This is a genomic window from Microbacterium sp. NRRL B-14842, from assembly GCF_050470785.1.
In genome coordinates this window covers 3,123,771-3,147,481 of sequence record NZ_JBFLUM010000001.1, presented here as the reverse complement: position 1 = coordinate 3,147,481, position 23,711 = coordinate 3,123,771, and the positions used below count along the sequence as shown (strand labels likewise).

General features: G+C 68.3%; 23 protein-coding genes and 2 tRNA genes. 17 read left to right on the top strand and 8 right to left on the bottom strand.

Annotated features, from left to right (window positions below):
* Positions 1-351 precede the first annotated feature (351 nt).
* From dnaN to AB1285_RS15285, 11 genes are all read left to right on the top strand, one after another.
* A complete protein-coding gene (gene dnaN, locus AB1285_RS15335) occupies positions 352-1,494 on the top strand; it encodes a DNA polymerase III subunit beta (RefSeq protein ID WP_259954814.1) in 1,143 nt (380 codons plus the stop codon).
* A gap of 49 nt (positions 1,495-1,543) precedes the next feature.
* On the top strand, positions 1,544-2,758 hold the full coding sequence (gene recF, locus AB1285_RS15330; RefSeq protein WP_315636778.1) for a DNA replication/repair protein RecF: 1,215 nt from the start codon (positions 1,544-1,546) through the stop codon (positions 2,756-2,758).
* The gene (locus AB1285_RS15325; protein ID WP_259954811.1) at positions 2,751-3,260 is read left to right on the top strand and encodes a DUF721 domain-containing protein; all 510 of its coding nucleotides are present in this window, start codon (positions 2,751-2,753) and stop codon (positions 3,258-3,260) included. The genes recF and AB1285_RS15325 overlap by 8 nt, the downstream gene beginning before the upstream one ends.
* A 118-nt stretch (positions 3,261-3,378) precedes the next feature.
* Positions 3,379-5,460 carry a DNA topoisomerase (ATP-hydrolyzing) subunit B gene (gene gyrB, locus AB1285_RS15320; RefSeq protein ID WP_187662791.1) on the top strand — a complete coding sequence of 694 codons (2,082 nt, stop codon included), beginning with the start codon at positions 3,379-3,381 and terminating at the stop codon, positions 5,458-5,460.
* A gap of 72 nt (positions 5,461-5,532) precedes the next feature.
* On the top strand, positions 5,533-8,088 hold the full coding sequence (gyrA, locus tag AB1285_RS15315; protein WP_370428209.1) for a DNA gyrase subunit A: 2,556 nt from the start codon (positions 5,533-5,535) through the stop codon (positions 8,086-8,088).
* Positions 8,085-8,489 carry a DUF3566 domain-containing protein gene (locus AB1285_RS15310; RefSeq protein ID WP_025102877.1) on the top strand — a complete coding sequence of 135 codons (405 nt, stop codon included), beginning with the start codon at positions 8,085-8,087 and terminating at the stop codon, positions 8,487-8,489. Before gyrA ends, AB1285_RS15310 begins: the two co-directional genes overlap by 4 nt.
* A 163-nt stretch (positions 8,490-8,652) precedes the next feature.
* Entirely contained in the window at positions 8,653-10,005 is a 1,353-nt protein-coding gene (locus AB1285_RS15305; protein ID WP_370428208.1) for a sensor histidine kinase, read from the top strand.
* Complete coding sequence (locus AB1285_RS15300) at positions 9,993-10,682, top strand: LuxR C-terminal-related transcriptional regulator (protein WP_370428207.1); 690 nt, start codon at positions 9,993-9,995, stop codon at positions 10,680-10,682. The genes AB1285_RS15305 and AB1285_RS15300 overlap by 13 nt, the downstream gene beginning before the upstream one ends.
* Complete coding sequence (locus tag AB1285_RS15295; RefSeq protein ID WP_370428206.1) at positions 10,679-11,587, top strand: DUF4097 family beta strand repeat-containing protein; 909 nt, start codon at positions 10,679-10,681, stop codon at positions 11,585-11,587. Before AB1285_RS15300 ends, AB1285_RS15295 begins: the two co-directional genes overlap by 4 nt.
* An 86-nt stretch (positions 11,588-11,673) precedes the next feature.
* A tRNA-Ile gene (locus tag AB1285_RS15290) sits at positions 11,674-11,747 on the top strand.
* Between the two features lie 26 nt (positions 11,748-11,773).
* Positions 11,774-11,849 (top strand) — tRNA-Ala (locus AB1285_RS15285).
* A gap of 17 nt (positions 11,850-11,866) precedes the next feature.
* Here the strand turns inward: AB1285_RS15285 and AB1285_RS15280 are convergent.
* Entirely contained in the window at positions 11,867-12,988 is a 1,122-nt protein-coding gene (locus AB1285_RS15280; protein ID WP_370428205.1) for a M24 family metallopeptidase, read from the bottom strand.
* 51 nt (positions 12,989-13,039) lie between these two features.
* Positions 13,040-13,486 carry a hypothetical protein gene (locus AB1285_RS15275; protein WP_363446022.1) on the bottom strand — a complete coding sequence of 149 codons (447 nt, stop codon included), beginning with the start codon at positions 13,484-13,486 and terminating at the stop codon, positions 13,040-13,042.
* A 136-nt stretch (positions 13,487-13,622) separates the two neighbouring features.
* Between AB1285_RS15275 and AB1285_RS15270 the strand changes: the two genes are divergently transcribed.
* The gene (locus AB1285_RS15270) at positions 13,623-14,045 is read left to right on the top strand and encodes an NUDIX hydrolase (RefSeq protein ID WP_370428204.1); all 423 of its coding nucleotides are present in this window, start codon (positions 13,623-13,625) and stop codon (positions 14,043-14,045) included.
* A gap of 11 nt (positions 14,046-14,056) precedes the next feature.
* On the opposite strand, the gene AB1285_RS15265 is transcribed toward AB1285_RS15270, so the two are convergent.
* Both AB1285_RS15265 and AB1285_RS15260 read right to left on the bottom strand, forming a co-directional pair.
* Entirely contained in the window at positions 14,057-14,539 is a 483-nt protein-coding gene (locus tag AB1285_RS15265; protein ID WP_232089133.1) for an aminoacyl-tRNA deacylase, read from the bottom strand.
* The gene (locus AB1285_RS15260; protein WP_025102885.1) at positions 14,536-15,033 is read right to left on the bottom strand and encodes a hypothetical protein; all 498 of its coding nucleotides are present in this window, start codon (positions 15,031-15,033) and stop codon (positions 14,536-14,538) included. The genes AB1285_RS15265 and AB1285_RS15260 overlap by 4 nt, the downstream gene beginning before the upstream one ends.
* A gap of 146 nt (positions 15,034-15,179) precedes the next feature.
* Between AB1285_RS15260 and AB1285_RS15255 the strand changes: the two genes are divergently transcribed.
* Both AB1285_RS15255 and AB1285_RS15250 read left to right on the top strand, forming a co-directional pair.
* Entirely contained in the window at positions 15,180-15,737 is a 558-nt protein-coding gene (locus AB1285_RS15255) for a peptidylprolyl isomerase (RefSeq protein WP_187662799.1), read from the top strand.
* A gap of 21 nt (positions 15,738-15,758) precedes the next feature.
* On the top strand, positions 15,759-16,652 hold the full coding sequence (locus AB1285_RS15250) for a rhomboid family intramembrane serine protease (protein ID WP_187662800.1): 894 nt from the start codon (positions 15,759-15,761) through the stop codon (positions 16,650-16,652).
* A 151-nt stretch (positions 16,653-16,803) separates the two neighbouring features.
* On the opposite strand, the gene AB1285_RS15245 is transcribed toward AB1285_RS15250, so the two are convergent.
* Positions 16,804-17,043, bottom strand: a complete 240-nt coding sequence (locus AB1285_RS15245; protein ID WP_025102888.1) for a cell division protein CrgA — start codon at positions 17,041-17,043, stop codon at positions 16,804-16,806.
* Positions 17,044-17,147: 104 nt separating this feature from the next.
* On the opposite strand from AB1285_RS15245, the gene AB1285_RS15240 reads away from it, so the two are divergent.
* Genes AB1285_RS15240 through AB1285_RS15230 form a run of 3 tightly spaced genes read left to right on the top strand, consistent with a single transcriptional unit; the run spans position 17,148 to position 18,752 of the window.
* Positions 17,148-17,942, top strand: coding sequence for a class E sortase (locus tag AB1285_RS15240; RefSeq protein ID WP_187662801.1), 795 nt, complete (start codon positions 17,148-17,150; stop codon positions 17,940-17,942).
* 25 nt (positions 17,943-17,967) lie between these two features.
* Positions 17,968-18,123: a hypothetical protein gene (locus AB1285_RS15235; protein WP_370428203.1), complete on the top strand. Its 156-nt coding sequence runs from the start codon at positions 17,968-17,970 to the stop codon at positions 18,121-18,123.
* Positions 18,120-18,752 (top strand): anthranilate synthase component II, encoded by a 633-nt coding sequence (locus AB1285_RS15230; RefSeq protein ID WP_259954805.1) that lies wholly within the window; start codon positions 18,120-18,122, stop codon positions 18,750-18,752. Before AB1285_RS15235 ends, AB1285_RS15230 begins: the two co-directional genes overlap by 4 nt.
* A gap of 19 nt (positions 18,753-18,771) precedes the next feature.
* Here the strand turns inward: AB1285_RS15230 and pknB are convergent, their stop codons facing one another.
* The 3 genes from pknB to AB1285_RS15215 are packed head-to-tail and all read right to left on the bottom strand — an operon-like array spanning position 18,772 to position 23,711.
* Positions 18,772-20,463: a Stk1 family PASTA domain-containing Ser/Thr kinase gene (gene pknB, locus AB1285_RS15225; protein ID WP_187662803.1), complete on the bottom strand. Its 1,692-nt coding sequence runs from the start codon at positions 20,461-20,463 to the stop codon at positions 18,772-18,774.
* 45 nt (positions 20,464-20,508) lie between these two features.
* On the bottom strand, positions 20,509-22,260 hold the full coding sequence (locus AB1285_RS15220) for a serine/threonine-protein kinase (RefSeq protein ID WP_232089135.1): 1,752 nt from the start codon (positions 22,258-22,260) through the stop codon (positions 20,509-20,511).
* Complete coding sequence (locus tag AB1285_RS15215; RefSeq protein ID WP_370428202.1) at positions 22,257-23,711, bottom strand: penicillin-binding transpeptidase domain-containing protein; 1,455 nt, start codon at positions 23,709-23,711, stop codon at positions 22,257-22,259. Before AB1285_RS15215 ends, AB1285_RS15220 begins: the two co-directional genes overlap by 4 nt.

Below are 23,711 nucleotides of genomic sequence, written 5' to 3'. Positions count from 1 at the left end.
GTCTCGAATGTGGGGCGATCGGGGAAACCTGTGGATAACCCCGGGATGGCGAAACGACGACCGACCCCTGTCCACCCGCGGATTCCTCAGGGTCTCCACAAGTGACACGTGTGTAGTTCCCTACTCGCGCCTGCTTTCCACCGACTTATCCACAGTATCCACAGGTGTTAACACCGTTAAGGAGTTAAGTCGTTCAGGGTGCGATCCGATCACCAGACGGTGGGGAGAACCGGCGGCGGCATGACAAGTCCTCCGGCGTAGGGAACCGCAGGACTGTGGGGCTAGCATGGGATTCCCTGCAGTGGCAGGACCCGACGACGACCCGTCATGTTCGACGACAAGGGAGCACCCGTGAGGTTTCAGGTCAACCGCGATGTCTTCAGCGAGGCTGTGTCCTTCGTCGTCAAGCTGCTGCCCCAGCGCAATCCACAGCCGATCCTCGCCGGTGTCCTGATCGAGGCGGACGGCTCCGGACTCACCCTCTCGGCCTTCGACTACGAAGCATCCGCACGGACGACCATCGAGGCGACGGTCGAGACACCGGGCACGATCCTCGTCCACGGGCGGCTGCTCTCCGACATCGCGAGCCGCCTCCCGAACGCTCCCATCGAGATCGCCGTCGAGGATGACGGCGGAATCGCCGTGACCTGTGGCTCGGCTCGCTTCACCCTCGCGGCCATGCCGGTCGAGGAATACCCGTCCATTCCCGAGGTGTCCGGATCCTCCGGCGTCGTCCCGGCCGACGATTTCGGCACGGCGATCGCGCAGGTCGGCTTCGCCGCGTCCCGTGACGATGTGACTCCCGTGCTGACGGGTGTCCAGCTCGAGGTCACCGGACAGACGCTCAGCCTCGTCGCCACCGACCGCTACCGGGTCTCGCTCCGCGACGTGCCCTGGGATGGCGAGGCCGTCGAGGCCACCGCACTCGTTCCCGCCCGCACCCTCGTCGAGGTCGGCAAGACGTTCGGACACGCCGGCACGATCCAGATCGCCTTCTCGGGTGCCGGGGATCGCGAGATCATCGCGTTCACCGCCGGCAACAAGACCGTGACGTCGCTGCTCATCAAGGGCAACTTCCCCCCGGTCCGCCGCCTCTTCCCCGAGCAGACCGACCACTACGCCGTCGTCAACACGGCCGATCTCATCGAGGCCGTCCGCCGTGTCTCCCTCGTGCTCGACCGCGCGGCGCCACTGCGTTTCACGTTCTCGACCGACAGCGTCACGATGGATGCATCGGGCAGCGAGCACGCCCGCGCGTCCGAGTCGGTCGACGCGATCCTCTCCGGCGGCGACGAGGTGACGCTGGGTCTCAACCCGCAGTACCTCATCGAAGCCCTCGGTGCGGTCAAGAGCGAGTTCGTGCGGGTGACCTTCACCTCCAGCGACAACGCCAACAAGCTGAGCCCGGTCCTCATCACCAGTCAGACGTCGGTCGACCAGGCCGGTCTGGACTCGTTCAAGTACCTCCTCCAGCCCAACCTCCTCCTGCGCTGAGCACCCCCGGCCCCGAGGGAGTGTCCGACCCGGAAGGTAGGCTGGCTCCGTGATTGTGGAGCATCTCAGCCTGGTCGATTTCCGCAATTACGCGACCGCGGAACTCGCCTTGCACCGCGGGCCGAACGTCCTCGTCGGGCGGAACGGCCAGGGCAAGACGAACCTCGCGGAGGCGGTGGTGTTCCTCGCGACGCTGGGATCGCATCGGGTGTCCTCGGACGCGCCGATGGTGCGGGACGGCCAGGAGTTCGCCGTCATCCGGGCCCGGCTCGCGCACGGTGAGCGACGCGTGCTCGTCGAGGTGCAGCTCAATCGCCAGGGGTCGAACAAGGCACGGATCAACGGCTCCCCGTCGAAGACGAACGAGCTCCCCCGCTACGCACATGTCGTGCTGTTCGCGCCGGAGGATCTCCAGATCGTGCGGGGCGACCCCTCGGCCCGCCGCCGGTTCGCCGACCAGCTCCTCATCCAGCGCACCCCGCGACTCGCCGCCGTGCTGGGTGACTACGACCGCGTGCTCAAGCAGCGCAACGCCCTGCTCAAGTCGGCGCGGGCACGGGGCATCCGCGGTGAAGCGCTGAGCACCCTCGACGTCTGGGACGACAAGCTCGTCTCCCTCGGATCCGAGATCATCACGGCACGGCAGCGGCTGGCGTCCGATCTGCAGCAGCCCGTCGCCGATGCATACGCGGCGATCGCCGGCGCGGACCACCGTCCCCGGCTCGACTGGGCGCTGTCGGTCGCCGGCAGCGATCCCGAGGATGACGACGACCGCGATGACGCGGACGGTGCCGCTCCCGTCGACGACGTGCGCGGGGACGCCCGTCGCATCGCCGAGATGTTCCGCGCCTCTCTCGCGGCGAAACGCTCGAACGAACTCGACCGCGGCCTCACCCTCACCGGACCCCATCGGGACGACCTGGTGCTGCGGGTCCGGGACCTGCCGGTGAAGGGGTACGCCTCCCACGGCGAGTCCTGGTCGGTCGCACTCGCCCTGCGACTAGCGTCCGCCGAGCTGCTCCGCAGCGAGTCCCCGGCCGGCGACCCGGTACTGATCCTCGACGACGTCTTCGCGGAGCTGGACGCCGATCGGCGGCAGCGGCTCGCCGCACTCACCGCGGGCTACGAGCAGGTGGTGGTCACGGCAGCGGTGGAGGAGGATATCCCCGACGTGCTCCATGCTCACGTCGTCCGCATCACGGCGGGGACCATCACCGATGAGCGGGACCGGCTGCAGGGAGAGGACGGTGCGCCGAATGACTGACGTGGTCACCGACAGCGCGGCCTCGGCGGAGGCTCCCGAGACCGTCTCCACCTACCTGCGACTGCGGGGACTCAAGCCGAGCGCCAAGAACTGGAAGCGCAAAAGGCGGATCTCCGTCGACGACGACAACGCGCCGTTCACCCCCGGCCGCGATCCGGGGAGCCTCGGCGCCGTCCTCGACACGCTCAGCCGTGAATCCGGCTGGGAGACGACGCTCGCCCGGGAGGACCTCGTCCGCCAGTGGGCTGACCTCGCGGGGGCGGACACCGCGAAGCACTCGGAGCCGGTGTCTCTCGAGCGCGGACTGCTCACCGTCAAGTGCGATTCCACCGCGTGGGCGAAGAACCTCCAGTTCATGCGCGCGACGATCCTCACGGAGATCGGACGACGGTACCCGGAGGCGGGAGTGGAGAACCTCCGCTTCATCGGACCGGACGTCCCCTCGTGGAAATGGGGTCCCAGAGCCGTTCCAGGGCGGGGCCCGCGCGATACCTACGGGTAGGGCACCATGCAAGGGGTCCGAAACGCTCAGAGGGCCACACGCGGCCGTTGAGCGGCATTTCGACTCGAAACCCGGCTAGAATGGGAGTTCGAGATATCGATCTGGAGAATGCCCTCTGATGACGCCTGAATCCCCTGCTGACGAGACGGAACCGAACAACGACGCTTCGTCGGGCTCACAGGCCGGAGGATCGGCGGCACCCGCACCGAAGAAGCAGCAGCCCGGTGAGTACGGCGCCGACTCGATCCAGATCCTCGAAGGACTCGAAGCGGTCCGCAAGCGACCCGGCATGTACATCGGCTCGACCGGTCCCCGCGGACTGCACCACCTCGTCTACGAGATCGTCGACAACTCGGTGGACGAAGCGCTGGCCGGGTATGCCGACACGATCTTCGTCACCCTCCTCGCCGACGGCGGCGTGCGCGTGGTCGACAACGGTCGCGGTATCCCCGTCGACCCGCACTCGTCTGACCCCTCGAAGTCGACCGTCGAGGTCGTGCTCACGATCCTGCACGCGGGCGGCAAGTTCGGTGGCGGCGCCTACGCCGTCTCCGGCGGTCTGCACGGCGTCGGATCCTCGGTGGTGAACGCCCTGTCGACCCGCTTCGACGTGGAGGTCAAGCAGAAGGGCTTCGTCTGGCGGCACAGCTTCGCCGACGGTGGCGTCCCGCAGCAGAAGCTCGAGAAGGGCGAGGCCACCGAGGAGACCGGGACCAGCATCACGTTCTGGCCGGACGCGGAGATCTTCCAGGAGACCGTCGAGTTCGACTACGACACGCTCCGCACCCGGTTCCAGCAGATGGCGTTCCTCAACAAGGGACTGCGCATCGAGCTGTCCGACGAGCGGCCGGAGTCGGCGTACGAGACCGAGGAAGACGGCCAGGCGGTCACGAAGCAGCCGGGCGACGTCTTCTTCTACGAGCGCGGTCTCGTCGACTACGTCGAGTACCTGAACAAGGTGCGCCACGCCGAGGTCGTCAACGAGGAGATCATCGCCTTCGAGTCCGAGGACACGGCGCGCAAGATCTCGCTCGAGGTCGCGATGCAGTGGACGACGTCGTACACGGAGAACGTGTTCACCTACGCCAACACCATCAACACGCACGAGGGTGGCACGCACGAGGAGGGCTTCCGGGCGGCGCTCACCACGCTCGTCAACCGCTATGCCCGTGCGAACAACCTCCTCAAGGAGAAGGACGACAACCTCTCCGGAGACGACGTGCGCGAGGGGCTGACCGCCGTCATCTCGATCAAGCTCGGCGAGCCCCAGTTCGAGGGTCAGACCAAGACGAAGCTCGGCAACACCGAGGCGAAGGCCTTCGTGCAGAAGGTCGTCGGCGATCAGCTCGGCGACTGGTTCGAGCGCAACCCGAACCAGGCGAAGAACGTCATCCGCAAGGCCATCGACGCGGCGACGGCACGCCTCGCCGCGCGCAAGGCACGCGAGACCGCGCGTCGCAAGAGCGTGTTCGAATCCGCAGCGATGCCCGACAAGCTCAAGGACTGCACGAGCAAGGACCCGTCGATCAGCGAGATCTTCCTCGTGGAGGGCGACTCGGCCGGCGGTTCGGCCGTGCAGGGTCGGGACCCGCACACGCAGGCGATCCTGGCGCTGCGCGGCAAGATCCTCAACGTCGAGCGCGCGCGTCTCGACAAGGCGCTCGGCAACAAGGAAGTCCAGGCGATGATCCAGGCCTTCGGCACGGGCATCGGCGAGGAGTTCGACATCGAGAAGGCGCGGTATCACAAGATCGTGCTGATGGCCGATGCCGACGTCGACGGTCAGCACATCACCACCCTGCTGCTCACCCTGCTGTTCCGCTACATGCGCGGACTCATCGAGGCCGGCTTCGTGTACCTCGCGATGCCGCCGCTCTACCGCCTCAAGTGGTCGAACGCGGCACACGAGTACGTGTTCAGCGACGCCGAGCGCGATGCGCTGCTGGCCTACGGCCTGGAGAACGGCAAGCGCATCCCCAAGGACGCGGGCATCCAGCGCTACAAGGGTCTCGGCGAGATGAACGCCAAGGAACTGTGGGAGACCACGATGGACCACACCACCCGGACGCTTCGTCAGGTGACCATCGAGGACGCCGCCGCCGCGGACGAGATCTTCAGCGTGCTGATGGGCGAGGACGTGGAATCGCGTCGGAGCTTCATCCAGCGCAACGCCAAGGACGTCCGGTTCCTCGACATCTGATCACCGCGGGGTCCCTGAGTCCGTCGAACGGGACCCGCTGCTCCGACCAGCTCAGCCCACCAGGAAAGACACATGACTGACGAAGAACGCCCCGACATCACCGAGGGTCACGAGCACGGCAAGATCGACCAGGTCGATCTGCAGTCGGAGATGCAGCGCAGCTACCTCGACTACGCCATGGCGGTCATCGTCGGCCGCGCCCTCCCCGACGTCCGCGATGGCCTCAAGCCGGTGCACCGCCGTGTCATCTTCGGCATGTACGACGGTGGGTTCCGCCCCGACAAGTCGTTCTCCAAGTGCGCCCGCGTCGTCGGCGAGGTCATGGGTCAGTACCACCCGCACGGCGACTCGGCGATCTACGACGCCCTCGTCCGTCTGGTGCAGCCCTGGTCGCTCCGGTACCCGCTCGCCCTCGGCCAGGGGAACTTCGGCTCCCCGGGCAACATGGGTGCCGCAGCCCCGCGATACACCGAGACGAAGATGGCTCAGCTCGCGCTCGAGATGGTGCGCGACATCGAGGAAGACACCGTCGACTTCACCGACAACTACGACGGTCAGACGCAGGAGCCCACGGTCCTGCCCGCCCGCTTCCCGAACCTGCTCGTCAACGGCTCGGTCGGCATCGCGGTCGGGATGGCGACCAACATCCCGCCGCACAATCTGCGCGAGGTGTCCGACGCGGCGCTCTGGGCTCTCGACAACCCCGGGGTCTCGCGCGAGGAACTGCTCGAGGGTCTGATCCAGCGCATTCCGGGCCCGGACTTCCCGACCGGCGCGCAGATCCTCGGCACCAAGGGCATCCATGAGGCGTACCGCACGGGTCGCGGCTCGATCACGATGCGCGCAGTCGTCAACGTGGAGGAGATCCAGGGTCGCACCTGCCTCGTCATCACCGAGCTGCCCTACCAGGTCAACCCCGACAACGTGGCGGTGAAGATCGGCGACCTCGCCCGTGACGGCAAGATCACCGGCATCGCCGACATCCGTGACGAGTCGTCGGACCGCACCGGTCAGCGCCTGGTCGTGGTGCTCAAGCGCGATGCGGTCGCGAAGGTCGTGCTGAACAACCTGTACAAGCACACGCAGCTGCAGGAGAACTTCGGCGCGAACATGCTCGCGATCGTCGACGGTGTCCCCCGGACGCTCGCGATCGACGGCTTCATCTCGCACTGGATCGCTCACCAGATCGATGTGATCGTCCGGCGCACGGAGTTCCGCCTCCGCGAAGCCGAGAAGCGCATGCACATCCTGCGCGGCTACCTGAAGGCGCTCGACGCGCTCGACGAGGTCATCGCCCTGATCCGTCGTTCGCAGACCACCGCGGATGCGAACGAGGGACTGCAGAAGCTCCTCGACATCGACGAGATCCAGGCCGACGCGATCCTGCAGATGCAGCTGCGTCGACTCGCCGCTCTCGAGCGTCAGAAGATCATCGATCAGGCCAACGAGCTCGAGGCTCAGATCACCGACTACAAGGCGATCCTGGCCGACGAGGGCCGCCAGCGCTCGATCATCCGCGAGGAGTTGACGGGCATCGTCGAGCGGTTCGGCGACGAGCGGCGGACGCACATCCTGCACGGCTTCGACGGCGACGTGTCGATGGAAGACCTCATCGCCGAGGAGGAGATGGTCGTCACGGTCACGCGCGAGGGCTACATCAAGCGCACGCGCAGCGACAACTACCGCTCGCAGCACCGCGGCGGCAAGGGTGTCAAGGGCGCCCAGCTGCGCGCGGACGACATCGTCGAGCACTTCTTCGTCACGACGACGCATCACTGGCTGCTGTTCTTCACCGACAAGGGCCGGGTCTACCGCGCGAAGACGTACGAGGTGCCGGAAGCAGGGCGCGACGCGAAGGGCACCCATGTCGCGAACCTCCTCGCGCTGCAGCCGGACGAGAGCATCGCGCAGGTCCTCGACATCCGCGACTACGCGGTGGCGGACTACCTCGTCCTCGCCACGCGCGAGGGCCTGGTCAAGAAGACCCGTCTGGACAACTACGACACGAACCGCCAGGGCGGCGTGATCGCGATCCGTCTGAACGACGAGGACGAGCTGGTCAGCGCCCTCCTCGTCAACGCCGAGGACGACATCCTGCTCATCAGCCGCAAGGGCATGTCGGTGCGATTCCAGGCGACCGACGAGGCGTTGCGCCCCATGGGCCGTGCCACCGCCGGGGTGAAGGGCATGAAGTTCCGTGAGGGTGACAGCCTGCTGTCCGCCTCCGTCGCCGCACCCGGGAAGTACGTCTTCGTGGTCACCGACGGGGGCTATGCGAAGCGCACCGCCGTCGAGGAATACCGCGTCCAGGGGCGTGGCGGATACGGCATCAAGGTCGCCAAGTTGAACGACGATCGGGGCACTCTCGCGGGTGGTCTGATCGTGTCCGAGGACGACGAGGTCTTGGTGGTTCTGTCCAGCGGCAAGGTGGTACGCTCTGCCGTGGCCGAGGTCCCCGCCAAGGGTCGCGACACCATGGGAGTGGTGTTCGCCCGCACGACGGAGGCCGACCGCATCCTCGCCATCGCCCGGAACGGCGAACGTGGTCTCACCGAAGAGGAGACCGAGCCGGATGCCGACGCCGAGGCCCCCCAGACGACTGAGACACCCGAGGATACAGACGCATGAGCACAGTGGCTGACAAGCTGGCGAAGAAGTCGACACGCAAGACCGGTGGCAAGCAGGTCCGGCTGCGGCTCGTCTACGTCGACTTCTGGTCCGCGGTGAAGCTCTCGTTCCTGGGAGCGGTCGCTCTGGCCGTCGTCACGATGGTGTCGTTCTTCCTGATCTTCCTCGTGCTGCAGGCGACCGGCATCATGTCCACGGCCGACGAGTTCGTGCGGAGCTTCACCGACGGCGCGATCCCGCTGTCCGAGCTCGTGGGGCTGCCGCAGGTCATGGCGTTCGCGGCGGTTGTCGCGATCCTCAACCTCATCGTGTTCACGGTGCTCGGCGCCGTCGTCGCGGGCATCTACAACCTGGCCGTGAAGGTCACGGGCGGGTTGCTCGTCGGCTTCATGTCGAACTGACCCGAAACCCCGTCTTTCCGCCGAAACCCCGGCCTGCGCACCGATGCAGGCCGGGGTTTCGGCGATAGCGCGGGGTCTCGGCCGGTGGGGGTAGGGAAAACCCGAACGTGAGTGTCCGGTTGACTCGGTGGGCGAGGTCCGGCGGCGGCCCTACCGTGGAAGCATGACCACACAGACTGCGACCCCGGGCACCGCGCCAGCGGTGAAGCCGCCGTTGCGCATCCCGCTCACGATCCTGCATCTCGCCGGTGTCGGGGTGATCGGGGGCGCCATCTTCGGCATGCTCGGCGGGCTCCTCGGCACCGGACTCGGCCTCCTCTTCGTCTTCGGCGTCGGCATCGTGGTGCTCGTGGGCCTCGTATATGTGCTCTTCGGCGTCGGCTGGTTCGAGATCGCTCGCGTCGCCGCCCTGTACCGGGTACCGAACGCCCCGCTGCGGCTCCAGCCGCGGGACCGTCCCGGCTTCGGCGGCTGGCTCCGCGCGCTCGGGAGGCAGGCGATCGATGGGCGGATGTGGCGTGCGGTGGCGAACTTCGCCATCACCGCGGTCCTCGGCTTCGTGGTGCTCCGACTGTTCTGGGCACTCCTCTGGTCGATGATCATCGCCTTCGCACCGCTGACCTCGGCCGAGACCATCGTCGGCCCCTTCGGTGGCGGGCAGATCCCGGTGTCCTGGGCGCCCGTGATCGGCGTCCTCGGCGCACTCGCCTCCGCCGCCGGGATCATCGGCCTCGCGCTCCTGGCCCGGACACTCGCGCTGGCGATCGTCGCCCGGGCTCGTGAGGTCGAGCTCACCGAGCGTGTCCGCGCATCCACCGCCCAGCGTGAGGGTGCCGTCCGTGCGGCCGATGTGGAGCGGACGCGGATCGAGCGCGATCTGCACGACGGCGTCCAGCCGCGGCTCGTCTCCGTCGGGATGACGCTCGGGCTCGCTCAGCAGAAGATCGACACCGACCCCGACGCCGCGAAAGAGCTCATCTCCGAGGCCCACACGTCGACGAAGGCCGCCATCACCGAACTGCGGCAGCTCGCCCGCGGGATCCACGCCTCCGTGCTCGACGACCGCGGACTCGACGCCGCGTTGTCCGCGCTCGCCAGCCGCTCCCCCATCCCCGTGCAGTTGGACGTGCGGATGGACCCTTCGACAGGCTCAGGGACCCAGGGTGGTGGGGCAGGGACCCAGGGGTACGGCTCAGGGACCCAGGGTGGCGGCGCCGGGGCAAGCCGGCCCGGACGTGATGCGGAGGCGGCGGTGTACTTCTCCATCGCCGAATCGCTGACCAACGCGGCGAAGCACTCCCGAGCGAGCGAAGCGCGGGTCACCGTCCGGCTCCGCGAGGGAAACGTCCTCTGGGCGCGGGTCGAGGACAACGGCATGGGCGGCGCCCAGGTCATCCCCGGCGGAGGCCTCGACGGCATCGCGAACCGGATCCTCGCCGCGGGCGGGACCTTCCGTCTCGACAGTCCGCAGGGCGGCCCGACCAGCCTGGAGGTGAACGTGCCATGCGCATCCTGATCTGCGAGGATTCCGTCCTCCTGCGCGAGGGGCTCGTGCGTCTGCTCGAGGACGCCGGCCACGAGGTGGTCGCGGCCCTCACCGACACGACCGGTCTCCGCGAGGCCGTGACGTCGACGACGCCGGACCTCTGCATCCTCGATGTGCGGCTGCCGCCGACCTTCACGGACGAGGGCATCCGCGCGGCGCTCGATCTGCGGGCGGTGCATCCGTCGCTCGCCATCCTCGTGCTGTCCCAGTATGTGGAGGAGCGCTACGCGTCCGATCTCATCGCCGCGCAGGGCGGTCCGCTCGGCTACCTCCTGAAGGACCGGGTGGCGGATGTCGCCGAGTTCATCGATTCGGTGCAGCGGATCGCCGACGGCGCCACGGTGCTGGACCCGGAGGTCGTGGCCCAGCTCCTGACCCGCCGGAACCGCGACGATCGCATGATGCGGCTCACCGAGCGGGAGCGCACCGTGCTGGCGCTGCTCGCCGAGGGCAAGTCGAACCAGGCGATCGCTGCCCTCCTCTTCCTCTCGGGAGCGAGCGTCGAGAAGCACATCACCTCCATCTTCCAGAAGCTGGGCTTCGAACAGGACGAGGCGGGCAACCGCCGCGTGCTCGCCGCGCTGGCCCACCTCGAGAACACGGGCGGCACGACGCCGCCGAACGGCCAGACAGGAGTCTCACGATGACCACCGAGAACACCGGAGCACAGGGCGGGCACACCCCGATCACTCCCCCGCCGCCGCCGTCCGCGGCTTCCCCCACGCCGTCGCCGAGCGCGCCCGGACCGCGGCGTTCATCCGGAGCCACCGCCGTCATGATCGTCACCGCCGTGGTCGGTGGGATCGCCCTGCTCGGAGCCGGAGGCACGGCGGCCGTCGCGGCGACCGGCACCCTTCTATCCTCCAGCCGACCGGATTCGGTGCAGACGGTGGACGTCGACGGCGTCACCGCGATCGATCTCGACGCCGATGCGAGCATGGTCCGCATCGACTTCGGAGATGTGGACGCGGCGGAGCTCTCCGTGACCAACGGTCGAGGTTCGTGGACGTTCGAGCGCGAAGCGGACGAGCTCGTCGTCCGGAGCCCTCGGCCCGCCTTCGGCTGGTGGTTCGGCAACTGGTTCGGTGACGACGAGCGCGCCGTGCTCACCCTTCCGAAGGAGCTCAGCAGCTCGGACCTCGACGCGAGCCTCACGCTCGATGCCGGCGCTCTCGACGTCTCCGGCGAGTTCGGCACCCTCGAGGTGCAGATCAACGCCGGATCCCTCGATGTCTCCGGAGCGGCCTCGGCCGTCGATGTGCAGATGAACGCGGGGCGGGCGGACGTCCTCCTCGACGGCGTCGACCAGGCGGATCTCGGCATCGCCGCGGGTGATCTGACGGTGGAGCTGACCGGCGACGCGCCGACGACGACCACCATCGACGTGAGCGCCGGATCCCTGAACCTGACCCTTCCGGATGTGGAGTACCGGATCAGTCAGGACGTCAATGCGGGGTCGTTCGATGCCCGTGTCGACGAGTCGCCCAGCGCCCGTCGCACGATCGACGTGTCCGTGTCGGCCGGCAGTGTGAACGTCGACCCCGGACGATGAACCGGGCGAGGGCGGGGCTCCGGTGCGGGGCCCCCGCCCTCGATTCGGATTTTCGGCGAAACTCCGGTAAAGTTCTGGAGGTTGACGGGGCTATAGCTCAGGCGGTTAGAGCGCTTCACTGATAATGAAGAGGTCCCAGGTTCAAGTCCTGGTAGCCCCACCCTTTCAATTCAAGAATTCCCTCACGGGGCCTTAGCTCAGTTGGTAGAGCGCCTGCTTTGCAAGCAGGATGTCAGGAGTTCGAATCTCCTAGGCTCCACCATCCTCCCCCGCCTCACCTCACCCGTCGGTTGCCATGAGTTCGTGCGGTGCCGTGTTCAGGCGTTCGACCCCGTCCGCCGTCACGACCACGATGTCCTCGATGCGGGCGCCCCACTCTCCCGGGAAGTAGATGCCGGGCTCGATGCTGAAGGCCATGCCCTCTCGGATCACGAGGTCGTTGCCGGGGGCGATGTAGGGCTCCTCGTGCACCGAGACGCCGATCCCGTGACCCGTGCGGTGCAGGAACGCCTCCCCCAGCCCGGCCTCCGCGAGCACTGAACGGGCGGCCGCGTCGACCTCCGCCGCCGTGACTCCAGGGCGCACCGCATCCACCGCCGCCTGCTGCGCGCGGACGAGGGTGGCGATGCGGTCCACAGCAGCCGGATCAGGCGTTCCGACGACATAGGTCCTCGTGCTGTCCGAGTTGTAGCCGCTCGGCACGGCGCCGCCGATGTCGACGACCACCACGTCGCCCTCCTCGATGACCCGGTCGGAGACCTCGTGGTGCGGATCCGCGCCGTTGGGCCCAGAGCCGACGATGACGAACTCGACCGTCCGATGGCCCTCCTCGACGATCGCGGCGGCGATGTCGGCGGCGACCTCTCGCTCGGTGCGCCCCGCGCGCAACCAGGCGGGTACGCGACGGTGCACGGCATCGATCGCCGCGCCGGCGCGACGCAGCTCGGCGATCTCCTCGTCATCCTTGATCATCCGGCCCTCCCGGAGGACGGGCGTGGCGAGTTCGAGCCGCGCCTGCAGCCGCTCGCCGATCGGCACGACGTGCAGCGCGGGAAGCGCATCCGAGACGCCGACGCGCGAGACGGAGCCCGTCGCCGCGGCCACGAGGGCGTACGGATCCTCGCCGTCCACCCAGTCGGCGACCGTCAGTCCCAGCTCGCCGATGGCCGTACTGCGCACCTTGGCGAGCTCCATGCGTGGGACGACCACCGTAGCCGCGCCCCGGGGAGGAAGGACCAGCGCGGTCAGCCGCTCGATGGTGTCGCCCTCGACGCCGAGGAGGTACTGGAGGTCGGGGCCGGGGCCGACGACGATCGCGTCGAAACCGGCAGCATGCGCGAGGTCCTGCGCGCGCTCCAGGCGGCGGGCGTAGACGGCGGCGGAGAAGGGGAGGGTGCTCACAGCCACCACGCTAACGCGAGCGACACCGCTGCGTCAGGCCTTCACCGCGAATCAGCTGATCGCCTGGCGGATGCGCGCGGCGAGGAACTCGAGATCCTTCTCCGTGAGCGCGGTCACCGCGTACGCGGTCGGCCAGACGGTGCCGTCGTCGAGGTGGGAGATCGGCTCGAAGCCGAAGGTTCCGTAGCGGACCTTGAACTTGCTCGCCGGCTGGAAGAAGCACAGCACCTTGCCGTCTCGGCCCCACGCCGGCATGCCGTAGTACGTGCGGGGCACGAGCTCCGGCGCCACCTCGGACACCAGCGCGTGCAGCTTCTCGGCGAGCTGCCTGTCCTCGTCGGTGAGCTTCGCGACGGCTTCCTTGAGATCGGCCTCGCCGGCGGCGCGCAGTTCCTCGGGCGACTTCTTGGCTCGGGAGCGTCGGGTGCGCGCCTCCTTCGCGGCGGCCTGCATGGCCTCGCGCTCCTCGGTGGTGAAGTTCTTCTCGGTGTCGGCCATGATGGTCCTCTCGTGCGGCCTCGATGATGGTCCCAGCGTAGGGACGCCGACCGCTCCCGTGCTTCTCGATTCGTGATCGATCCGCCGGTCCCGTCACGCGGCGGGCGATGGCTCGATACCCGGATAGGGTGTCTCCATGGACCTGCGCGTCGCCGCATACGGGGTCGTCACCGATGAGGGTGGGCGCCTCCTCCTGGCGCGATGGACCGAGGGCCGGCGAGTGGCCTGGACCCTCCCCGGCGGTGGGCTGGAGCCGGGCGAGGCGCCCGAGGATGCCGTGCGCCGGGAGATCCGCGAGGAGACGGGCTACACGGTGAGGGTCGGGTCGCTGCTCGGTATCCATTCCCGTGTCATCCCCGCCGGGCGGCGCGTGCAGAAGTCGTCGGATCCGCTGCACACCCTGCGCATCGTCTACCGGGCGGAGGTATCCGGCGGGAAACTGCGCTGGGAGACGGAGGGATCCACCGATCGCGCGGAATGGTTCTCGCTCCCCGCGGTCGCGGGTTTGCAGCGTGTTCGCCTGGTCGACATCGCGTTGCGGATGGCCGGCATCCTCTAGGAGTCGAGCCGTCAGCGTTCGTCGGGAACCGAGATGTCGGCGACGGTGGCGTCGTACGCGGCGATGAGGTCGTCGGCGTCGACGAAGAGGCTGTAGCCGTGCGTGCCGGCGCCCATCGCCACCCGCTGACCGACGATCGATGCGTCGGCGTAGACCGGCCAGTCGGTGGTGCTGCCGATCGGCACGATGGTCCCGCGCTCGTAGCCGGTCGCCGCGAGGGCCAGCTCGGGCTCCGGGAGGCGCAGCTTGTTGACGCCCACGAGGGCGCGCAGCTTGGGCCAGGAGATGGATCGTCCGCCGGGGACGAGAGCGAACAGATACGTGTCGTCCGAGCGTTTCACCACGAGGGTCTTCACGATGCCCGACGGCGGGATGCCGAGGATCTCGGCGGCCTCGACGAGGCTACGCGCCTGCGGCCGCTCGCGGATCTCGATGTCGAGTCCACGGGCGGCCGCAGCATCCCGCACCCGCGCGTGCGGGTCGGGAGTGGTCACGCGTCGGGAGCCGACAGCGGGTCGTCGGCCACCCACAGCTCATCGTCGGCCCGCAGCGCCTGCCAGGCGGCGTAGAGCACGCCGACCGCGGCTGCGGCACCCAGGACGATGGCGATGACGGATCCGAGACCAGGACCCTTCTTCTGCGAGACGGCCTTGCGCGCCTTGTACTCGACGCCGTGACGCTTGGCGTTCGCGACGTCCCAGGCGGTCAGTGCCGTACCCACGACACCGCCGACGATCGGGACGACCTTGTCGTCCACGACGTGCTTGCCGGCCTTCACCGAACGGTCGACGACCGGGGCGACGCGGCGGTTGTAGGTGTCCTGGACGACCGGGACGATCTGCTCGCGATTGAAGTTGCCGAGCTGGCGACCTGCCTCACGAGCGACGTCGGCAGCGTGGCCGACGAGCACCTGCTGGTCTTCCCACAGCTGGTTCGCGTCCTTCTGAAGACGACGAAGCTGCTTCTTCCGCTTGCGGCTGAGGCTCACGATGCTCTCCTGTCCATTGGAGTACGGGTTCCCCATCTTGCCACGAGAGGCTGGATGCGGCGAGGGAATCGCCCGCCCCTTGCATCATCGGCGCCGGGCCTGTACGCACCCGGCCCGCTCACCGGAAGCTCTGCGAGAATGAACGCATGGTTCACGCTTCCCACGTCGCAACTCTGCACACCAACCACGGTGACATCGTCATCAACCTCTTCGGCGACCACGCCCCGAAGACGGTCAAGAACTTCGTCGGCCTCGCCGACGGGTCCCAGGAGTGGACGCACCCCGCCACCGGCAAGCCGGGCGAGGGCCCCCTCTACAAGGACGTCGTCTTCCACCGCATCATCCCGAACTTCATGATCCAGGGCGGCGACCCGCTCGGTCAGGGCGTCGGCGGTCCGGGGTACAACTTCGACGACGAGATCAACAACGAGCTCAACTTCAACGAGCCCTACATCCTCGCGATGGCCAACGCGGGTCTTCGCCGCAACGCCATCACCGGCAAGGTCGAGGGCACGAACGGCTCGCAGTTCTTCATCACGACCGACCCGACGCCGTGGCTGCAGGGCAAGCACACGATCTTCGGCGAGGTCGCCGACGACGCCTCGCGCAAGGTCGTCGACGCGATCTCTGCCGTTCCGACCGCGGCGGGCGATCGCCCGATCGAGCCGGTCGTGCTGCAGTCGATCGACATCGTCGCCGCCTGACGACAGCGACGGCCGATCCGGATGACGACGCCCGAGTTCACGAACAACCGTGAGAACTTCTGCTACCGGCATCCGGATCGGCAGAGCTTCGTGCTCTGCCAGCGGTGCCTTCGGACGATCTGCCCGGAGTGCCAGACGCCTGCCCCGGTCGGCGTCATCTGCCCGGAGTGCATGAACGCGGAGCGCAAGAACCGCACCCCTGCGCAGAAGAAGGCCGCGCGTCGGTGGCGCGGCGGTGGGGCCGCCACCATGGGTGCCGTGCGCAGCGGCAAGCCCGTGGTCACGTACGCGCTGCTCGCGGTGACGTCGTTCATCGGCCTCGTGCAGCTCATCCCCGGGCTCAACGCCCCGATCATCCAGGCCCTCGGCTTCTACGCGCCGTTCCTGTACCCGAACCTCTCCCTCCTGCCGTTCGAGCCGTGGCGGTTGCTGACGGTGCTTTTCGTGCACGGCGGCTTCGTTCATCTCGCCCTGAACATGCTCGCGCTGTGGATGCTCGGACAGAATCTCGAACCGATGCTCGGTCGCGTCCGCTACCTCGCGCTGTATCTCATCAGCGGTCTCGGCGGTTCGGTCATGGTGGCCGTTCTCGCTCCGGAGACGTGGACGGTCGGCGCCTCGGGGGCGATCTTCGGACTCCTGGCGTCGCTCCTGATCATCGGACGGCACATCGGGGCGAACGTCACCGGCATCCTCGTCATCCTCGGCATCAACTTCGCCTTCGGATTCTTCGCGGGCGGCATCTCCTGGCAGGCGCACCTCGGCGGCGCGATCACGGGTGCTCTCGTGGCGCTGATCTACGTCCGCACGAAGCGCCGCGACCAGCGGACCTGGCAGATCGTGTCGCTCGCAGCCCTGGTGGTGCTGTTGATCGTCGTGGTCGCCGTGGTACCGCCGCTGATCCTTTTGGCCTGATCCCGAGTTGTTAACAGGGTTGTTAACCCCTGTGAATAACATCGGTGTAATTCTCCCCAGTGTGGGGATAACCTGTGGATAACTTCCGCTTCGCTCCACAGACGAAAACCCCCCGCCGAAGAGGCGAGGGGTTTTCCGTCGTTCTGCGCGGTCAGCGCCAGCGTGTCGTCATGAGGAATCCGATGAGGGCGATGCCCAGGCCGATGGCCAGATTCCAGTTGTCGAGCCCGGGGATGGGGAACTGCATGCCCGAGATGTAGAAGACGAGGATCCACGCGAGGCCGAGGAGCATGAAGCCGATCATCACCGGCTTGAACCAGACGGCGTTGGGAGCGGCGTCGCCTTCGGCGCGCTCGACGGCGGGTTCTTCGGTCTTGCGGTCACGTGCCATGCCGTCATTGTACCCGGGAGACCTCGGCGCCGACGAGCCGTCAGGGCGCGGATCGGCGATGCCCCAGCTCCTGCTGCACAGGTCGGACGGATATGATCACGCCCATGACTGCATCTGTCGCGCCTGGGGGGCGGCGCGAACGGCGGCAGCGACCACGGTCGCGAGCCACGTTCGCGAGCGTGCTCGGCGAACTGCTCCTGACCGCGGGCGTCGTCGTCCTCCTCTTCGTCGCCTGGCAGATGTGGATCGGCGACATCATCATCGCGGCCCAGAAGAACGAGGAAGGTGCCGCGATCTCGCAGCAGCTCGCCGCGGGGGAGGCACCGGAACTGCCGCCGCTGGTCGAGACGGACGACGGCGAGACCGTGTACGAGGCGCCCGTCCCCACGGCGCCGGCCGACGGGGAGTGGTTCGGTCAGATGCACATCCCCCGATTCGGGGCCGACTACAACTTCGGCATCTACGGGGGCACGAGTCGCGCGCGCACCCTCGACCAGAAGGGCATCGGCGTCTACACGCAGTCGAAGATGCCCGGAGAGGTGGGGAACTTCTCGCTCGCCGGCCACCGGACGACCTGGGGGAAGCCGTTCAATCAGCTCGACAAGCTGCACGTGGGCGACGCGATCGTGGTGGAGACGCCCGACGGCTGGTACACCTACCGGTTCCGCACCCTGGAGTATGTGAAGCCGACGCAGACCGACGTGCTCGCCGACGTGCCGCAGATGCCGGAGCAGCAGACCGGCGAGCAGTACATCACACTGACGGCGTGCTCGCCGCTGTACTCGCTCGCCGAGCGCATCGTCGCCTACGGGGTGTTCGAGAGCTTCCAGCCTCGGGCCGAGGGGCCTCCGTCCGCCCTCACCGACCCACCGCCCCCGCCGGCCGCGCCGTCCGTCTGACCCGCCACCAGGAGAGAGAAGACCCATGTACGCCGCACTCTGGCGCCTGCTGCCCGGCCCGTGGTGGCTGCGCGTCCTCATCCTGCTCGTGGTGATCGCCGCGGTGCTCTACGCGTTGCTCTGGTACGTGTTCCCGTGGGTCAGCCCGCTCATCGCGCCGGGCGAAGTCGACGTCGAATGACCAGGGTGCTCGTGGTCGACAACCACGACAGCTTCGTGCACACCCTCGTGGGCTACCTCCGGGAACTCGGCGCCGACACCACGCTGGTGGAGTCGGACGCGACCGACCCGGCCGGGATCGACGCGCTTCTCGGCGCGCATGACGCCCTCCTGCTCTCTCCGGGGCCGGGGGCGCCCGCCGATGCCGGCGTCTCGGTCGACGCGGCACGCATCGCGATGCGGCGGGGAGTGCCCACCCTCGGAGTATGTCTCGGGCACCAGGTCATCGGGGCCGCATTCGGCACGGCCGTCGGTTCCGCCCCCGAGGTGATGCACGGCATGGTCTCGGCCGTCCGGCATGACGGCTCCGAGCTGTTCGCGGGCCTGCCCTCACCCTTCGACGTCGGGCGCTACCACTCGCTCGCTCTCGCGGCGGGTGACCTTCCCGCCGACCTCACCGTGACCGCGACCGCCCCCGACGGCACCGTCATGGCGCTCGCGCACCGGACACTGCCGGTGCACGGGGTGCAGTTCCACCCGGAGAGCGTCCTCACGCCAGGGGGCTACCGGCTCCTCGCCAACTGGCTCCGGCTGTGCGGCGACGAGGAGGCCGTCACCCGCTCCGTCCGCCTCGACCCGCTCGCACGCTGACCCGCTGCGGAGTGTCGCGTCAGGATCCGGTGCAGTAGCGGAGTTCGACCGACGACCCGACGGGGACGTCGCCCGGCGCGACGGACATCGAGTGCACGGTCTCCGGATCCGTCGCCGGGCACTCCGGCGCCTCGGTCGGCACCGGGGTGAGCCCCAGGTCCTCGAGCGCCTGCGTGGCCGAGTCCAGGGACCAGCCGACGACGTTGTTCAGGGTGACCTTCCCGCTGGCCACCTCGAGGTTCACGACGGTGCCGGGAGCGACCTCGGCATCCGCCTCCTCGCTCGCCGTCATGACGGTGTTGGCGGCGAGGCCCTTGTCGTTGCGCTGCGTCACGGTGCCGAGTTCGAGGCCGGCGGCCTTCAACGCCTTCGTCGCGGCATCGAGGGACATCCCCTCGAGCTTCGGCACGACCACTGTCTCTTCGCCGGAGGACACGTAGAGGGTGACGGTCGAACCCTGCTCCACGGAGACGCCGCCCTCGGGGTCGGTGCGGATCACGTTGCCCTCGGCGATCGACGGGCTCGACTCGATGACGATCTTGGAGGAGAGATCCAGCTCAGCGAGATCGTCCTGTGCGCGCTCGGAGGCGACGTTCGTCAGGTCGGGGACGACTCGCGAGGTGCTGGGCACGTCGGCGGGACGCATGCTGATGGTCCAGACCCAGAACAGCACCGAGGCCAGGAGCACCGCCAGCAGGGCGACTCCCGCCCAGATCCAGGCGACGGGCGGTCCCGACTGCGTGCGTGCCATCGTGGTGTCGGTGCTGAGCTGACGCAGCGACCGCGCCGTCTCCTGCGCCTGTCGGGGGCTCGGGCCGTAGAGCTCGCTGGTCAGCGCGCCGATCTGCTTGCGGGTGGGTGCGGCGCCCGTCACCGCGGCATCCAGAGCGGCGCGGAAGTGCGCGGCATCCGGGTACCGCTGGTACGGGTCCTTGGCGAGGGCACGCAGCACGATCGGGTCGAGGGCGGCGGGCGACTCCTCGTTGACCTCGGAGGGCGGGACCGGCGTCTCGCTGACGTGCTGGTAGGCCACGGCGACCGGCGACTCGCCACGGAACGGCTGTCGCCCCGTCAGCAGTTCGTAGAGCACGACCCCTGTGGAGTAGAGGTCGGCACGGGCGTCGACAGGTTCGCCCTTGGCCTGCTCGGGGGAGAAGTACGCGGCGGTGCCGATGATCTGAGTGGTCTCGGCCACCGTCGAGGACGAGTCGGACACCGCGCGCGCGATGCCGAAGTCCATGACCTTCACCTGGCCCTTGTCGGTGACCATGACGTTGCCGGGCTTGATGTCGCGGTGCACGACGCCCGCGCGATGCGAGTAGTCCAGCGCTTCGAGGATGCCGTCGACGTAGCGCACCGCGTCCTCGACGGGAACCGGACCGTCGGCGATGATCTTCTTGAGCAGGGTGCCCTTGACCAGCTCCATCACGATGTACGGCGGCTCGTCCGAGGAACTGTCGACCGTCGACGGATCGCCGGCGTCGTACACACGGACGATCGACGGGTGCGACATGCGCGACGCCGACTGCGCCTCCAGGCGGAACCGCGTGCGGAAACTGGTGTCGCGGGCGAGATCGGGATCGAGGATCTTGATCGCGATCTCGCGGCCGAGGGTCAGGTCGTACCCGCGGTACACCTTCGCCATCCCGCCGTGTCCGATGAGCTCGTCGACGCGGTACCGGCCCGCGATGACTTGTGGCTCTGTGGACACGGATGACCCCCCTGGAAACGACTGCGGCTGGACTGGATACTCAGGCTACCCTTGGGCGCCGTCGCCGCCGTCACCCTCGCCGTCCTCCGGTGCCACGATCGTGACGGAGAGCGGGGGAGAGGCGTTCGACGTGCGCTGGTCGCCACCGGAGCACAGGCCCTGATACGTCGCGATGAGCTGCTGTCCCACGGCGTCGCCGACCGTCACCTGAGCGTTGCGCTGCGTCGGCTGGAAGTTCGGGCCGCCGGAGGCGAAGGTGCCGTTCTGCAGCGATACGACGTAGCCGGACAGCGTCGTGCCACTGGGGCAGGTGAAACCGGTGCCCCAGGAGATCGTCACGGTGCTGCCCGCGACCGGGTCGCCGGTGATCGTCGGCTGGTCGGTCGGCGTCGGCAGCGGCGTGCGGCCGGCGTAGACCGTGAGCGCGATCGGGGTCGTCGTGGCGACGTTCCCCTCCGGCTGCACCCGGTAGACCTTGCCGACGTCGCCGTCGCTCGGGGCGGGGTCGCCCTCGCCGCAGGCGATGTCGGAGAACCCGGCCTCCTTGAGCGTCGCGGTCGCGGTGCCGCAGTCCATGCCGTTGAGACCGAGTGCGGTCACGTCGACCCGGGTCTCGTCGGGCGTGGGCTCCTGCGAGGGCGTCTGCGTCTGTGTCTGCGTGGGGGTGCGGCTCGCGGACCCGGTGGGGTCGGGGTCGGCATCCTTGCCCTGGTTGCCGAACAGCGCCCACAGCGTGCCGGCGACGACGATGAGCAGCAGGACCAGCAGCGCGATGAGCGGCCAGGTCCAGGCGCTCTTCTTCTTCTTTTTCTTCTCCTGCTCCTCCGCGGCGGCCTCGTCGGTGGGAAGCTGCGCGGTGGTGGGGAGGATGCGTGTCGTGCCGTCGTCACCGGTCGCGGTGAGCATGCGCGTGGCGTCGTCGTCGCCGGCGATGCCGCCCGTCGCGATGGCGGGCACGGCGATGGCCGCGGAGTTCAGGTCTCCGCGACGCAGGGCCTGGGCCGCACGAGCGACCGTGGCCGAGGAGGAGGGGCGATCCGCCGGCTTCTTGGCGATCATCGCCATGACCAGGTTCTGCACGGGGATCGGGACCGTCGGCGGCAGCGGCGGCGGCTGCTCGTTGATCTGCGCCATGGCGATCGCGACCTGCGACTCGCCCGTGAAGGGGCGCTTGCCGGCGAGGCACTCGTACGCGACGATGCCGAGCGAGTACGTGTCGGTCGCGGGGGAGGCAGGGTGACCCGACGCCTGCTCCGGCGACAGGTACTGCACCGTGCCCATGACCTGACCGGTCGCGGTGAGCGGTACCTGATCGGCGATCCGGGCGATGCCGAAGTCGGTGATCTTCACACGGCCGTCGGGCGTGATGAGGAGGTTCCCGGGCTTGATGTCGCGGTGCACGAGACCCGCGGCGTGCGCGGCCTGGAGGGCCGAAGCGGTCTGCGCGACGATGTCGAGCGTCTTGTCGGCACTCAGTGCGCCGTCCCGCTCCAGGATCGTCGACAGGGCCTCACCCGGCACGAGCTCCATGACGAGGTAGGCGCTGCCGTTCTCCTCGCCGTAATCGAACACGCTGGCGATGCCCTCGTGGTTGACGAGCGCAGCATGACGCGCTTCCGCGCGGAACCGCTCGAGGAACCCGGGGTCCCCCATGTACTCGTCCTTGAGGATCTTGATGGCGACGGTGCGTCCGATGACGTGATCCGTCGCCTCCCACACCTCGCCCATGCCGCCGATCGCAATCCGCGACTGCAGCTCGTAGCGACCACCGAACGACACACCCTGCGTCGGCCTCATCTGCCCAGCACCGCCTCTATGACCTTCTTCGCAATCGGAGCGGCGATGGTGTCCCCGCTTCCTGATTGACCCTGTCCGCCGCCGTTCTCGACGACGACCGCTACCGCGACCGCGGGGTCGTCCGCGGGGGCGAACCCCGTGAACCACAGCGTGTGCGGCCTGTTTCCGTTCTCCGCCGTTCCGGTCTTACCGGCCACGTCGACCCCGTCTATTCTTGCACCCTGCGCCGCGCCGTTTGAGACGCTCGCGACCATGGCGGAGGTCACCTCGTCGGCGACGTCCGGCTCCATCGCGCGACCGAACTCGGTGCTGTCGAACGACCGGATCACCGAGAGGTCGTTGCCGATCACGGCGTCGACCATCTGCGGGTTCATGACGACGCCGTCGTTGGCGATGCCCGCGGAGACCATGGCGATCTGCAATGGCGTCGCGGTCACCTGCCCCTGCCCGAATCCGGTGAGGGCGGTCTGCGCGTCGTCGAGTCCCTGGGGGTAGCTCGAGGGCGTCGAGGTGAGCGGGATGTCGAAGCTGCGGTTGAACCCGAACTTCTCCGCCATCTCCCGGATCGTGTCATCGCCGAGCTCGACCGCGAGCTCGGCCATCGGGATGTTGCAGCTGAGACGGATCGCCTCGGCGATCGTGACCGTCGCGCCGGAGCCGCAGGTGCCGCCCCACGCGTTGGAGACGCGACTGCTCGAGCCCGGCAGCGTGTACGAGGCGGGGTTGGGGAGGGTCGACTCCGCCGTCCACTCTCCGCTGGCGTAGGCGGCCGCCGCCACGACGATCTTGAAGGTCGACCCCGGGGGATTGAGGTCGCCGGCGATCGCCCGGTTCGACAGCGGTTTGCCGGGGTCGGCCACGAGCTGGTCATAGGTCGCGTTGGCGGCGTTCGCGTCGTGGGTCGCCATGCTGTTCGTGTCGAAGCCGGGGGTGGACGCCAGTGCGAGGATGCGTCCGGTCTTCGGATCCATCGCCACGACGGCGCCCTGCAGGCCGTCCAGTGCCTCGGTGGCGGCGCGCTGCGCAGCCGTGTTCAAGGACAGCTCGACGCTGAACCCGCGCTGGGGCTGACCGGAGAGGATCCGCTCGATCTCCGCGAAGAACGCGTTCGAGCCGGTGCCCGAGAGATCGGCGTTCATCGCCTCCTCGATGCCGGTGCTGGAGCCGAGCGCGGGGTTGAAGTAGCCGGTGACGGGCTCCCACATCTCGGCGTCGGTGTAGACGCGCTGGAACCGGTACGTGTCGTCGCTGGGGACCGAGTTGGCGATCGCGGTGCCGTCGACGATGATCGCGCCGCGCTGGATCTCGTAGCTGTCCAGCCGGGTGCGCTTGTTGTGCGGATTCTGCGACAGCCCGTCGGTCTCGACGACCTGGATCCAGCTCGTCGCGGCGAACAGCGCGATGAACATGAACAGCATGACGATGCTGAGTCTGCGGAGTTCTCGTGTCAT

Coding starts and splice junctions, on each gene's coding strand:
- AB1285_RS15325 (WP_259954811.1), top strand. CDS start 2,751: ATGACTGACGTGGTCACCGACAGCGCGGCCTCGGCGGAGGCTCCCGAG.
- gyrB (WP_187662791.1), top strand. CDS start 3,379: ATGACGCCTGAATCCCCTGCTGACGAGACGGAACCGAACAACGACGCT.
- gyrA (WP_370428209.1), top strand. CDS start 5,533: ATGACTGACGAAGAACGCCCCGACATCACCGAGGGTCACGAGCACGGC.
- AB1285_RS15310 (WP_025102877.1), top strand. CDS start 8,085: ATGAGCACAGTGGCTGACAAGCTGGCGAAGAAGTCGACACGCAAGACC.
- AB1285_RS15305 (WP_370428208.1), top strand. CDS start 8,653: ATGACCACACAGACTGCGACCCCGGGCACCGCGCCAGCGGTGAAGCCG.
- AB1285_RS15300 (WP_370428207.1), top strand. CDS start 9,993: ATGCGCATCCTGATCTGCGAGGATTCCGTCCTCCTGCGCGAGGGGCTC.
- AB1285_RS15295 (WP_370428206.1), top strand. CDS start 10,679: ATGACCACCGAGAACACCGGAGCACAGGGCGGGCACACCCCGATCACT.
- AB1285_RS15275 (WP_363446022.1), bottom strand. CDS start 13,486: ATGGCCGACACCGAGAAGAACTTCACCACCGAGGAGCGCGAGGCCATG.
- AB1285_RS15270 (WP_370428204.1), top strand. CDS start 13,623: ATGGACCTGCGCGTCGCCGCATACGGGGTCGTCACCGATGAGGGTGGG.
- AB1285_RS15255 (WP_187662799.1), top strand. CDS start 15,180: ATGGTTCACGCTTCCCACGTCGCAACTCTGCACACCAACCACGGTGAC.
- AB1285_RS15250 (WP_187662800.1), top strand. CDS start 15,759: ATGACGACGCCCGAGTTCACGAACAACCGTGAGAACTTCTGCTACCGG.
- AB1285_RS15245 (WP_025102888.1), bottom strand. CDS start 17,043: ATGGCACGTGACCGCAAGACCGAAGAACCCGCCGTCGAGCGCGCCGAA.
- AB1285_RS15240 (WP_187662801.1), top strand. CDS start 17,148: ATGACTGCATCTGTCGCGCCTGGGGGGCGGCGCGAACGGCGGCAGCGA.
- AB1285_RS15235 (WP_370428203.1), top strand. CDS start 17,968: ATGTACGCCGCACTCTGGCGCCTGCTGCCCGGCCCGTGGTGGCTGCGC.
- AB1285_RS15230 (WP_259954805.1), top strand. CDS start 18,120: ATGACCAGGGTGCTCGTGGTCGACAACCACGACAGCTTCGTGCACACC.
- AB1285_RS15220 (WP_232089135.1), bottom strand. CDS start 22,260: ATGAGGCCGACGCAGGGTGTGTCGTTCGGTGGTCGCTACGAGCTGCAG.
- AB1285_RS15215 (WP_370428202.1), bottom strand. CDS start 23,711: ATGACACGAGAACTCCGCAGACTCAGCATCGTCATGCTGTTCATGTTC.